General features: G+C 61.4%; 11 protein-coding genes. 5 read left to right on the top strand and 6 right to left on the bottom strand.

Annotation, left to right across the window (positions count from 1 at the left end; all coding sequences use genetic code 11):
* A partial coding sequence (locus AC1DUU_RS10595) for a DNA gyrase subunit A (protein WP_476783378.1) occupies positions 1 to 616 on the bottom strand: 616 nt, incomplete at its 3' end.
* A gap of 266 nt (positions 617 to 882) precedes the next feature.
* Between AC1DUU_RS10595 and AC1DUU_RS10590 the strand changes: the two genes are divergently transcribed.
* Complete coding sequence (locus tag AC1DUU_RS10590; RefSeq protein WP_476783379.1) at positions 883 to 2,076, top strand: hypothetical protein; 1,194 nt, start codon at positions 883 to 885, stop codon at positions 2,074 to 2,076.
* Between the two features lie 84 nt (positions 2,077 to 2,160).
* On the opposite strand, the gene aspS is transcribed toward AC1DUU_RS10590, so the two are convergent.
* Positions 2,161 to 3,951 carry an aspartate--tRNA ligase gene (aspS, locus tag AC1DUU_RS10585; protein ID WP_476783377.1) on the bottom strand — a complete coding sequence of 597 codons (1,791 nt, stop codon included), beginning with the start codon at positions 3,949 to 3,951 and terminating at the stop codon, positions 2,161 to 2,163.
* A 143-nt stretch (positions 3,952 to 4,094) separates the two neighbouring features.
* Positions 4,095 to 4,517 (bottom strand): GNAT family N-acetyltransferase, encoded by a 423-nt coding sequence (locus tag AC1DUU_RS10580; RefSeq protein WP_476783376.1) that lies wholly within the window; start codon positions 4,515 to 4,517, stop codon positions 4,095 to 4,097.
* A 176-nt stretch (positions 4,518 to 4,693) separates the two neighbouring features.
* Here AC1DUU_RS10580 and AC1DUU_RS10575 point away from each other — a divergent pair, with 176 nt between their 5' ends.
* Together AC1DUU_RS10575 and rnd are read left to right on the top strand one after the other, a co-directional pair.
* The gene (locus AC1DUU_RS10575) at positions 4,694 to 5,938 is read left to right on the top strand and encodes an MFS transporter (RefSeq protein WP_476783375.1); all 1,245 of its coding nucleotides are present in this window, start codon (positions 4,694 to 4,696) and stop codon (positions 5,936 to 5,938) included.
* 85 nt (positions 5,939 to 6,023) lie between these two features.
* Entirely contained in the window at positions 6,024 to 7,190 is a 1,167-nt protein-coding gene (gene rnd / locus AC1DUU_RS10570; RefSeq protein ID WP_476783374.1) for a ribonuclease D, read from the top strand.
* A gap of 10 nt (positions 7,191 to 7,200) precedes the next feature.
* On the opposite strand, the gene AC1DUU_RS10565 is transcribed toward rnd, so the two are convergent.
* Complete coding sequence (locus AC1DUU_RS10565) at positions 7,201 to 7,620, bottom strand: MAPEG family protein (RefSeq protein ID WP_476783373.1); 420 nt, start codon at positions 7,618 to 7,620, stop codon at positions 7,201 to 7,203.
* Between the two features lie 265 nt (positions 7,621 to 7,885).
* Between AC1DUU_RS10565 and AC1DUU_RS10560 the strand changes: the two genes are divergently transcribed.
* Positions 7,886 to 8,884 carry a hypothetical protein gene (locus tag AC1DUU_RS10560; protein WP_476783372.1) on the top strand — a complete coding sequence of 333 codons (999 nt, stop codon included), beginning with the start codon at positions 7,886 to 7,888 and terminating at the stop codon, positions 8,882 to 8,884.
* A gap of 16 nt (positions 8,885 to 8,900) precedes the next feature.
* Here AC1DUU_RS10560 and AC1DUU_RS10555 read toward each other — a convergent pair whose 3' ends face one another.
* Positions 8,901 to 9,446: a hypothetical protein gene (locus tag AC1DUU_RS10555; RefSeq protein ID WP_476783371.1), complete on the bottom strand. Its 546-nt coding sequence runs from the start codon at positions 9,444 to 9,446 to the stop codon at positions 8,901 to 8,903.
* Positions 9,447 to 9,451: 5 nt separating this feature from the next.
* Positions 9,452 to 10,954, bottom strand: a complete 1,503-nt coding sequence (gene guaB / locus AC1DUU_RS10550; protein ID WP_476783370.1) for an IMP dehydrogenase — start codon at positions 10,952 to 10,954, stop codon at positions 9,452 to 9,454.
* A gap of 318 nt (positions 10,955 to 11,272) precedes the next feature.
* Here guaB and AC1DUU_RS10545 point away from each other — a divergent pair, with 318 nt between their 5' ends.
* Complete coding sequence (locus AC1DUU_RS10545; protein ID WP_476783369.1) at positions 11,273 to 12,682, top strand: MFS transporter; 1,410 nt, start codon at positions 11,273 to 11,275, stop codon at positions 12,680 to 12,682.
* Positions 12,683 to 12,743 lie beyond the last annotated feature (61 nt).

The raw sequence follows: 12,743 nt of genomic DNA, 5'->3' as shown, positions 1-12,743 counted from the left end.
TAAGATACAGGGCTGCACTGCACAGCTCGGCTGCGTTGTGCGGCGGGATCGACGTCGCCATGCCAACTGCGATGCCCGACGAACCATTGGCGAGTAGATTGGGAAACGCACCCGGCAGAACGACAGGTTCTTCGTCCTCTTCATTGTAGGTCGGGCGGTAGTCGACGGCATCCTCGGTGATGCCTTCGAGCAGCGAGACCGACACTTCGGTCATGCGCGCTTCGGTGTAACGCATGGCGGCGGCACTATCGCCGTCGATATTGCCGAAATTGCCCTGCCCGTCGACGAGCGGATAGCGGACCGAAAAATCCTGCGCGAGGCGCACCAGCGCGTCGTAGATCGACTGGTCGCCATGCGGGTGGAACTTACCCATGACCTCGCCGACGATGCGAGCGCATTTGGCAAAACCCTGGTCCGGATTGAGCCTGAGCAGCCGCATGGCGTGCATGATGCGGCGATGGACCGGTTTCAGTCCGTCGCGCACATCCGGCAATGCCCGGTGCATGATGGTCGACAGCGCATAGGCCAGATAGCGCTCTTCGAGCGCCTTCTTCAGATCGACCGGTTCAATGTTGTCGCCGCTACCGTTTCCGGGCGGCAAAAGCGCTTTTCCCATGGGGTTGGACTAGCGGAACGGGTGATTCGCGACAAGGGCATTCGGCGAAAGCAAGAGTGTCGCGGTGCCGCATGCGAACAAGTTTGATTGCAAGGCAATGCTGCCGTTCCGGACAACCAACCCTTCACCATTCTTGCGTGTACTGCGCGCCAATGGTTGCCTTTTCGCGCGAATTGCGGCCAATGTCGCCGCAATGCCTTTTTCCAGTCCAGTTCCTGGCGGACAGGAGAGGCGTGAACGAATCCTCACAGTCTCAGGGAACCATGATGACGCAATACCGCTCTGCATTCAGCAAGCTCGCACTATCGACCTTTCTCTTTACGCTTCCGCTCAATGCAGCACTGGCCCAGGATGCAACCGCGGTCGCAGAAAGGCTGAAGAGCGTACTGGCGGCCCAGAACATGACGCTCGGCTGGACCAGCGTGACTGGCGACGCTTCCAATGCCGTGCTCGAAGGGGCGAGCATCGCGATGGCCGGCGAAGGCAAGCCGCTTTCCATCGGCAAGGTCACGCTCAGCGGCATCACCGAAGAAAACCGCGGCTACAAGATCGAGGCCATTACCACCGAGCCCTATAGCGTCACCGAAGGCACGGCAAAGGTCGACATCAGCCCGCTGACGCTCGGCAATGTGACGCTGCCGGCAACGGACTCAACCGACTTGCTCGCGTCGTTTTTGATGTACGAAACCGCAACTCTCGACAATGTCAGTGTCAAGGTTGGCGACAAGCAAGCCTTCCAGATGACCAACTTCCAAGCTGAAATTACGCCTCCGGCCGATGGCAATGCCATGGAATTCACCGGTTCTGCCGAGAAGTTCACCGCTGACCTGACCCTTGTCGAAGACCCGCAGTCGAAAGCAGCGATCGAAGCCCTCGGCTACCAGAACATCAGCGGCGACTTCCAGATGGAAGGCAGCTGGCAGCCGACCGACGGCCGCATGGCGCTGTCGAGCTACGACGTCACCGTCGACAACGCCGGCACCTTGGGCATGACCTTTGATCTCGGCGGTTACACTGTCGATTTCCTCAAGTCGGTGCAGGACCTGCAAAAGAAAATGGCCGCCCAGCCGGAAGGCACGGACAACTCGGCTCAGGGCCTCGCCATGCTCGGCCTGATGCAGCAGCTCACCTTCCACGGCGCAACCGTTCGCTTCGATGACGATTCGGTGACCAACAAGGTGCTCGAGTTCCTCGCCAAGCAGCAGAACATGACGGCGAAGGACATCGCCAACCAGGCCAAGGCGATCGTGCCGTTCCTGATGATGGAACTGAACAATCCGGAGCTGGCGACCCAGGTCACCACGGCGGTCACCGCTTATCTCGACAACCCCAAGTCGATCGAGATCGCCGCCAAGCCCGCCTCGCCGGTTCCGTTCGCGCTTTTGGCTGCAAGCGGCATGTCGAACCCCAAGGACCTGCCCAAGACGCTCGGCCTGACGGTCACGGCCAACCAAGACTGATCCTGGCTAAGGCCTGAAACGAAAAAAGCCCGGCAGCGATGCCGGGCTTTTTGCTGAGTCGAAAGAGTCGCTTGCGCGAACTTCTTAAGCTTCTTTCTTAGCTACCGCGACGCGCAGCGACAACTCGCGCAGCTGCTGCGGCGAAGCCTCGGCGGGCGCGTTCATCAGCAGGTCCTGCGCCTGCTGGTTCATCGGGAACAGCGTCACTTCGCGCAGGTTCTTTGCACCGACAAGCAACATGATCACGCGATCGACGCCCGCAGCCATGCCGCCATGCGGAGGTGCGCCATACTGGAAGGCGCGGTAGAGGCCACCGAACTGCTCTTCAACCTCTTCGCGTGTCTTTCCGGTCAGCTCGAACGCCTTGACCATCAGGTCAGGCAGCTGATTGCGGATCGAACCGGACGCGATTTCGAAGCCGTTGCAGACCATGTCGTACTGATAGGCCTTGATGGTCAGCGGATCCTGGCCGTTCAGCGCTTCCAGGCCGCCCTGAGGCATCGAGAACGGATTGTGGGCGAAATCGATCTTCTTTTCGTCTTCCAGCCATTCGTAGAACGGGAAGTCGATGATCCAGCACAGCTCGAAACGCTCGCGGTCGACGAGGTTGAGTTCCTCGCCGGCGCGGGTGCGGGCTGCACCGGCAAACGAAACGAACTTCTTGGGATCGCCGGCAACGAAGAATGCGGCATCGCCATCGGACAGGCCAAGCTGCTGACGAATCGCTTCGGTACGCTCTTCGCCGATATTCTTGGCGATGGGACCGGCACCTTCGAGCTTGTCACCTTCCTYGCGCCAGAAAATGTAGCCGAGACCCGGCTGGCCCTCGCCCTGCGCCCAGGAGTTCATGCGGTCGCAAAACGCGCGCGAACCACCAGTCTTGGCCGGGATCGCCCAGACTTCGACCTTCGGGTTCGAGGCGATCATGCCTGCAAACACCTTGAAGCCCGAACCGTCGAAATGGCTGGTGACTTCCTGGATCTCGATCGGATTGCGCAGGTCGGGCTTGTCGCTGCCGTAGGTGCGCAGCGCCGTATCATAAGGAATGCGGCGGAACTGCTGCGTGACCGGCTTGCCGTCGGCAAACTTCTCGAACACGCCGCGCATCACCGGCTCCATCGTGTTCCAGACGTCTTCCTGGGTGACGAAGCTCATTTCGAGGTCGAGCTGGTAGAATTCGCCCGGCAGACGGTCAGCGCGCGGATCTTCGTCGCGGAAGCAAGGCGCGATCTGGAAGTAACGGTCAAAGCCCGCGACCATCAAAAGCTGCTTGTACTGCTGCGGCGCCTGCGGCAACGCAAAGAACTTGCCCGGATGGATGYGCGACGGCACCAGGAAGTCGCGTGCGCCTTCCGGCGACGATGCCGTCAGGATCGGCGTCGAATATTCGGTGAAGCCCTCGTCGGTCATGCGCTTGCGCATTTCGGCGATGATCTTGGTGCGCGCCACGATGTTTTTGTGCAGCGTTTCGCGGCGCAGATCGAGGAAGCGGTACTTGAGACGGATGTCTTCAGGATACTCCGGCTCGCCGAACACCGGCAGCGGCAGTTCCTTGGACGCCGACAGTACTTCGATCTCGCTGGCGAAAACCTCGATCTCACCCGTCGGCAGGTTGCCGTTAACAGCGTCTGCCATGCGCGCCTTGACCTCACCGTCAACGCGGATGACCCACTCGCCACGCACGGTCTCGGCGACCTTGAAGGCGGGCGAATCGGGATCGGCGACGATCTGGGTCAGGCCGTAGTGGTCGCGCATGTCGATGAACAGCAAGCCGCCGTGATCTCGTACGCGATGGACCCAGCCGGACAGGCGAACGGTCGAGCCGACGTCGGATTTCCTCAATTGAGCGCAGGTGTGGCTGCGGTAACGGTGCATGGCAAATATTCCGGTTCGGGCTGTTGTCATACGGCCGGGGCGTCCGATGCGCCCGGGCCGAAATTTGGCGCGAAAAGCGCATGGGTGCCCGGTTTTGTCAAGGTAAAGCCGGCGATGGCGGGGATGCGACCGGGTATTCGCCCTTATGGCTCGAGCCTTTTCTTCAACCAGACGCGGGAATGGCCCGGCGGGAAATCCTCGATGCGCCCGAACTCCTCATATCCCAAGCGTTTGTAGAAGTCCGGCGCCTGGAACGTAAACGAATCGAGATAGACGCCGATGCAGCCGCGCTGGCGGGCTTGTTCTTCGGCCCTTGCCAGCAGTTTCTCGCCAAGTCCCTGCTTGCGGTGCTCGAAGCAGATCCACAGCCAAGCTACAAACAGCCAGGAATATTCGGACACCCCCTTGAGCCCACCGATGGCCCGTCCATCGTCGTCGCGCGCAACGATCCACATGTCTTGTTCGTTGTACGGTCCGGCGATATCGAAGTTGTACTTATCCAAGCCGTCGCCGATCAAACCGGCGGTCTCGTCGTCGATGCTGGTGCTAACGGTCAATGTCGTCATTGCGGCGGCCTCGTTCGTGCCAACAGGCTCCAGCCAAGCGGCCGGACGGCGCGCACGCTAACCGCCTCCGCGGCGGCGACGTTGGCGCAGTCGACGGAATATGTCGCACCAGTGGCTGTCTGCCATTGACCGATCAGGCAAACTGTAGCCACCTCAACTTTTGTATCGCGTGCCTGATGTCCTCCATACGTCCCCTCATCCCGCTCCTGATCACCGCCGGCATCCTGTTGGGCGGCAACGGCCTGCAAAGCACCTTGATTGCGCTGCGCGGCGCGCAGGAAGGCTTTTCGGCGTCGACCATCGGGTTGATGGGTACGGCCTATTTCATGGGCTTCCTGCTCGGCTGCATCTTCATCACGCGCATCATGAAGGCCGTAGGCCACGTCCGGGCCTTCGCGGCACTTGCCGCAATCGCCGCCTCAGCCACGTTGACGCTGGTGCTCGTCATCGACCCGGTGATGTGGTCGGTGATCCGCTTTGCCACAGGCTTCTGCTTCGCCGGGCTTTTCACCGTGATGGAGAGCTGGCTCAATTCCGGCGTCTCGAATCATGACCGCGCCCGAGTGCTCGCCGTTTACCGCATCATCGATATCGGCTCGGTGACAGGCGCGCAGTTCATGATCCCGGTCTTTGGCGCGGGCGGCTTCACCATCTTCGCCATCATGTCGATCATGATCACGCTGTCGCTGGTGCCGGTGTCGCTTGGCGATCGTTCCAATCCAACGCCGCCAGAAGACGTCAAGCTCGACCTCAAGCGGGCGTGGCTGATCTCGCCGCTCGGCAGCATCGGCTGTATTTTCGTCGGCATCACCAACAGCGCCTTCCGTACCCTGAGCCCGATCTACGCCGAACAGATCGGGCTGTCGGTCACCGACGTCGTCACCTTCGTCAGCGTCGGCATCATCGGCGGCGCGCTCATCCAGTATCCGCTCGGCTACATGTCTGACCTGTGGGATCGCCGGATGGTGCTTCTGGTCACCACATTTGGCGCAATGGCCTCGGCACTCATGCTGGTCTTTTTGGCCGGCAATTCGCCGCTGGCCAATTTCGTGCTCGTCTTCATCTTCGGCTCGTTTGCCATGCCGCTTTATTCGCTGTCGGCGGCACACGCCAATGACCGGGCGGAAAAAGGCGAGTTCGTGTTGATCAACGCCGCCCTGATGCTGTTTTATTCGGTCGGCGCCATCGCTGGGCCGCTCGTCGCCTCGATCGTCATGGAGCGATACGGTCCGCATGCGCTATTCAGCTTCAGCGCTGCCGTCTACATCGTGTTCGTGGCAGTCATCGTCTACCGCATGGGATCGCGCTCGCCCGTTCCTGCCGGCCACCGCGGCCGCTTCATAGCACTACTGAGAACATCGCCCATCTTCGCGCGCCTCGCCCGTAAAAATGGGCCGACCGACGGCTCGGACGCCGGCTAGACTTTCCATGCTGGCGCTACAGGTCCTTGACGAAAGGTCGCCCGACTGAAATGGAAAGATAACGCGTTCTGAACAAAGCAATATTATGCATGTAATAACGACCCAGGACGAACTCGAAACCGTCATTGCCGCTCTCGAAAAATCCAACTTCGTCACGGTAGACACCGAGTTCATTCGCGAAACCACTTTCTGGCCCGAGCTCTGCCTGATCCAGATGGCAGCGCCGGGGGTATCGGCGTTGGTCGATCCTCTCGCTCCCGGCCTCGATCTCAAGCCATTCTTTTCGCTGATGGCCAATGAGGCGGTGACCAAGGTTTTCCACGCCGCCCGGCAGGACATCGAAATCGTCTTCCATCTTGGCGGCCTGATCCCGCACCCGGTGTTCGACACCCAGGTTGCAGCGATGGTCTGCGGTTTCGGTGACAGTGTCTCATACGAGCAGATCGTCCAGAAGATCACCGGCGGGCGCATCGACAAGTCGTCGCGCTTCACCGACTGGCGCCACCGGCCGCTATCGGAAAAGCAGCTCGACTACGCCCTGGCCGACGTGACCCACCTGATCGACGTCTATCAGCATCTCGTCGCCGAGCTCGAGCGCGAAGGCCGCGCGGACTGGCTCAAGGAAGAGATGGAGGTGCTGACCTCGCGCGAGACCTACGACCCGCACCCCGAAGACGCCTGGAAGCGGCTCAAGATGCGGCTGCGCAAGCCACAGGAACTGGCCATCGTCCAGGCGGTCGCTGCCTGGCGCGAGCGTGAGGCGCGTGAGCGCAATGTGCCGCGCGGGCGCGTGCTCAAGGACGATGCGATCTATGAGGTGGCCCAGCAGGCGCCACGCGATACTACAGCCCTTTCGCGGCTGCGGACCACACCCAAGGGCTGGGAACGTTCGTCTTCGGCAACCGCTCTGCTGGCGGTCGTCAACGCAGCGCTGGACATGCCACGCGATCAGATGCCCAAACTGCCCAAGACATTCCAGCCGCCGGAAGGCTCAAGTGCCGCCGCAGAGCTGCTCAAGGTGCTTTTGCGCCTGGTCTCCGAGAAGGAAGGCGTCGCCCCCAAGGTGCTCGCTTCCGGCGACGACATCGACCGCATCGCGGCCGAGGGCGAGGCCGCCGACGTCCCTGCCCTTCAGGGCTGGCGCCGCTCGGTATTCGGCGAGACAGCACTGAAGCTGGTGCGCGGCGAGATCGCCATTCGCTTCGACAAGCGCAAGATCGCGGTGTTCGAGATCGAAGCCTCGCAGGCCTGATCGGCGCGGCTCAGACCGCGCCGGCAAGGTGCAAGGCAAACCAGATCCAAAGCAGCCCGAGCACCAGCCACCCCAGAATGAAGGCGCGGCTGCGCATCGTGACCCGGTTCGCAGTCAGGTGGAACCACGCGTGGGCACAACGCGTGGCAACGAACAGCCAGGCAAGCCCAACGCTGACGTAGGAAGCGCCCTCGGTCACATAAAGCGACAGGCACGCGGCGTAAAACAGCACCGGCAATTCAAACTGGTTGATGATGTTGTTGGCGACCGTGACGCTCGATTCCGGTTCGGCCGAGCGTGTCTTGAACTGACTGACCCGCGCCTCGCCTGAGACTACCGCCTCTCTGCGGCGAATGCCGAGCACCACATAGACGATGTAGACCAGAAGAACTTGCGCGAGCATCGGCCAGAAAATGGCGGTCTGGTTCATGGCTTTTTCCTTGAAGAAACAATTGAGATAAAATGACAGTCTGTATTGCGTTCGATTGGCCTTAATGGAGCCTTTACAAGTTCTGATTGAGATTGGGGCACGATATTCCTAACGACGGGAAATGTGTAATGCTCCCCGCAATTGCCAATCGCTACCAACCTGCTCTCGCCGTCATTCAGTCAGCGACCTTGATGCGGGAACGCGTGGCGCGCGAGGAAAATTCCGTTCCTGGCATGCCCCAGGGCAAGCGGCACCCGCCAAAAATATGCAGGCGATCAACGAGCACTATTTCGGCATCAGCCTCACGCCGATGGAGGCAATGTTTGCACTCGTCGAGAAGGCCGTCGACTATCTCAACGGCAAGCTGAAACTGGGCCGCGACGGCGATGCGGACGGCATCAAAGCTGGCAATGAATGGCGCGACGAGGCACTGCGCGACAGCATCAAGGTCAATTCCGACCGCGACTTTTCGATTCCGARGCCTGGTGAGAATGGAGTCACCTTCCGCGCTGTCGCCAAGATGATCCACGATACCTTCGACACCGGATATCTTTCCCGGGACCCAGACCTCGGAAAGCTGCTCGAAGACACCGTCGGCTTCCGCCTCGACGGCATGAGCGTCGCCGATCTGTTTGAAGCCTTTGTCGAGCCTGAAGGCGACGCCGCCAAGAGGGTCTACGACGTATTGTCGGGCGGACTTGCGGGTCAGCTCGGCGGCAAGGTTACTCAGCGGCTTGAGGCTGCCGCTTCCGGGCCCAAATCGGTCGAGGAGACGGTCGCCGACCAAGGCAAATCGTCCATCGATGTGGTGGACGAAGAAACGCTTGCCGAAGACCTGAAAGCCATCAAGGCGGCAGAGGCCAAGGAAAAACTAGAGGAAGCCGCCGCCATACCGGAGAAGGTCGAAAACGCCCTGAAAGAAGCACGACAGGACGAAAGCAGTGAGAACGGCACTAGCAGTCCGGCAATGGCTGCAGCCGCCATTCAGGCACTAACCGGGCTCGAGAGTGCGGCCTCATCGAAAGCGGTTTCCGACCCTGAAGTCGTGAACATCTCCATCGCCAGAGAAAAGCCTACATACGAAGAGCAGAGCGAACCTGGGCAGAGGCTGGAAACAAGCATCGCCAGCCACGAAGCTGCTGGGACTGCGCCGGACGCGCGCGAACCCAAAACAGATACGCTGCGTGGCGTGCTCGCGCATTATCTCGAATTCATTGAGGCAAACGACAACGACAAGCGTCCAGCGTTTTCGATAAGGCTCTAAGTAGTATGGCTTGAGCCTAACTGTGCGTGCTTCGCTGCCCGGCCAGCAAAAAAGCTCCGAGGACGACAACTGGCATAGCTACCAGCGCGAACTTCGTCACGATCAACCCCGAGGCCAGTGACATCGACCTCGCCCCCGCCGCCGGCGGATCGGAGAGAATGCGCGCGACAACGAAGTTCTGGGCGTAGTCGGCAATCGCATAGGGCAACACCAGCGCAAGCGCTGCGACCGAACGCATGGTTGGAGTTAGGGCAGCAAAGCGCGGCAGGCGTTCACCGGCTTTCAGGATCAAGCTGGCCAGCGTCAGGGAAAGCAGTGCTGGAAAGACCAGATCGAGGGTCAGGTAGTGCCAGACAAGAATGATCTCGGCACCCCGACGCCCGAGTGCTGCGACCCAAGCGAAACCCTCGGCCTCGGAAAAGCCCCAGAACCGCAGGTCGAGCGAGGTCAAGCCACCGCTCAGCCTGCGGAAATAGAGGAATTCCAAGGCGACCATGGCGGCAAACACCACCGCCGTGGCAAAACTCAGAGCCGCCGCGTGACGCCGCAGCCGTACGGTCATTGGCCTCACACCCCGCCGGGGTAATTCGGGCTTTCGCGGGTGATGGTCACGTCGTGGGCGTGGCTCTCGCGCAGGCCAGCATTGGAAATGCGCACGAAAGTGGCACGCTCGCGGAAGTCGGCAAGATCGCGCCCGCCGACATAACCCATCGCAGCCTTGAGGCCGCCCGCCAGCTGATGCAGCACGCCGGCCACGGGACCCTTGTAAGGCACCTGGCCCTCAATGCCTTCAGGCACCAGCTTGAGCGTGTCGCGAACCTCGGCCTGGAAGTAGCGGTCAGCCGAGCCGCGCGCCATCGCACCGACCGAGCCCATGCCGCGATAGGCTTTGAACGAACGGCCCTGGTGCAGATAGACCTCGCCCGGGCTCTCTTCGGTGCCGGCGAGCAACGAGCCGATCATGGCAGCACCAGCACCAGCGGCKAGCGCCTTGGCCAGGTCGCCCGAATATTTGATGCCGCCGTCGGCGATGACCGTCACGCCGGCCTTCTGCGCTGCCTCGACCGCCGACATGATGGCCGAGAGCTGGGGTACACCCACACCGGCAACGATGCGCGTCGTGCAGATCGAACCCGGTCCGATGCCAACCTTGACGGCGTCCGCACCAGCATCGATCAAGGCCCGGGTGCCATCGGCAGTGGCGACGTTGCCGGCCATGATGCGCACGGAGTTGGAGATCTTCTTGGCGCGGGCCACGGCATCGAGCACGCGCTGCGAATGGCCATGCGCAGTGTCGATGACGAGCAGGTCGACGCCCGCGTCTATCAGGCGCTCGGCACGCTCGAAGCCGTCATCGCCAACGCTGGTGGCAGCCGCTGCCCGCAGGCGTCCCTGCCCGTCCTTGGACGCGTTCGGGTTGAGCTGCGACTTCTCCATGTCCTTGACGGTGATGAGGCCGACGCAATTGCCGTGCTTGTCGACGACCAGCAGCTTTTCGATGCGGTGCTGGTGCAAGAGGCGCTTGGCTTCGTCCTGCTCGACCGTCTCCTTGACGGTGATCAGGTTCTCCCGCGTCATCAATTCATAGACCTTCTGCGCCGGGTCGGAAGCAAAGCGCACGTCGCGGTTGGTCAGGATGCCGACGAGGCGCCCGGTCTTTTGACCGCCGCTGCCACCGTTCTCGACGACCGGGATGCCGGAGATGCCATGCGCCCGCATCAGGGCGCGTGCGTCAGCCAGGGTTGCGTCAGGGCCGATGGTAACCGGGTTGACCACCATGCCCGATTCGAACTTCTTGACCTGGCGGACCTGCTCGGCCTGTTCGGCCGGGGTGAAGTTGCGGTGGATGACCCCGATGCCGCCGGCCTGGGACATGGCGATGGCAAGCCGCGCTTCCGTCACCGTGTCCATGGCGGCTGAAATGATCGGAATGTTGAGATCGATGTCACCTGCGATACGGGTGCTGACGTCAGTCTCGCCGGGCATGACCTCGGAATGACCGGGCTGCAATAGCACGTCGTCAAAAGTCAGCGCCAGCGCGCCGGTGGAGGATTCAATGATTTTTGCCATGGCCAACCTCGGAATGCGTCAAAGGACGCTGGAACCATTGGTATGCAGCGCCGACTCGTCTTTTCCCTTTCAGGATTGGCGCTGGCTGGTACCACGTCTTCGGTTCGATGAAAAGCACGTGATGAAGGCCAATCGACGCAGTTCACCGCGGGAACGCATTGCCGAGACCTTGCGTTATGCGAGGGAGGTTAGTGGTTCGAACCGACTGGCCTTGAGAAGCGGCAGGTCCTGGCAGCGGACAGGCAGGCATATCCATGCTAACCCACCGATACGGCTGAGCCAGCGGCCGCTGTTGCAGACTTCAAGCCGGACACTTTCGTGAATAGAACCACGCCGCTGATCCTTGCCGTCGCCTTGTTCATGGAGAACATGGACTCGACGGTCATCGCAACCTCATTGCCGGCGATCGCCACCGACATCGGCACCAGCCCCATTGCGCTCAAGCTTGCGCTGACAGCCTATCTGGTTTCGCTCGCCATCTTCATCCCGATCAGTTCGTGGATGGCCGACCGTTTCGGCGCGAAGCTCGTCTTCCGCGTTGCAATCGCCGTGTTCATGCTGGGCTCCATCGCTTGCGCCATGTCAGACTCGCTGAGCGCGTTCGTGCTCGCCCGCTTCTTGCAAGGCATGGGCGGATCGATGATGACGCCCGTAGCGCGGCTCGTTCTGGTGCGCACGACGGAAAAGAGCGGACTGGTCGCGGCAATGGCGACGCTGACCATCCCGGCACTCGTCGGCCCATTGATCGGACCACCGGTCGGCGGCTTCATCACCACCTTCTTTACCTGGCACTGGATCTTCCTGATCAACATTCCGATCGGCGTGATCGGCATCTGGCTGTCGGGGATTTTCCTGCCCGAAATACCGCCCGAAGCGACACGGCCGATCGACGTGCCCGGCTTCTTCCTGTCGGCTATCGCTGCATCAGGCGTGGTCTTTGGCCTGTCGGTGGTCAGCTTGCCGGCACTGCCGCCGGCCGTCGGCGCGATCACCATCGTCATCGGCGTGGCCGCCGGCCTGCTTTATGTCCGCCACGCGCGCCGCGCGCCCTACCCGCTGCTCGACCTCAAACTCTTCGCCAATCCGGTTTTCCGCACCGCCATCGTCGGCGGCTCATTGTTTCGCGTCGGCGTTGGCGCGGCTCCATTCCTTTTGCCGCTGCTGTTTCAGCTCGGTTTCGGCCTATCGCCGTTCCAGTCCGGCATGATTACCTTCGCCACCGCAGCAGGTGCGCTATCGATGAAGTTCGTGGCGCCGAGGATCCTGAGGACAGCGGGCTTTCGCAACGTTTTGGTGGTTGCGTCGGTCATGTCGGCCGGCCTGATGGCCGCAAACGCACTGTTCACCCCGCAAACGCCTTATCTGGCGATCCTGTCGGTGCTTTTCCTGGCCGGCTTCCTGCGCTCGCTGTTTTTCACCTCGTCGAACGCGCTGGTCTTTGCCGACATCGAGGCATCCCAGAGCGGCCAGGCAACAGCAATCTCGGCAGTCGCCCAGCAGACTTCGGTGGCTTTGGGCGTGGCCATCGGTGGCGGGGCGCTCGAGATCTGGTCACTGGCCACCGGCCAGGCGATCGGCGGCGCGGGCTTCACCTTTGCATTCCTGACCGTCGCCGTCATTTCGCTGCTGCCGGCGCTCATGTATGCGCGTTTGGCGCCCGATGCCGGCAAGGCCATCTCCGGCCACCGCTTGGCGCGCAATACGGCAGACGAGCCGCAGCAACTATGAGACGTCCGGCTCGGTTTTGCCCTTGAAGTCCTTGGCGAGCAGATAAAGCTCTGCCGATTCT

Source organism: Aminobacter sp. P4_H6_2, assembly GCF_056400805.1.
Note: the sequence above shows the minus strand (reverse complement) of the source record. Positions and strands in the feature narration are given on the sequence as shown.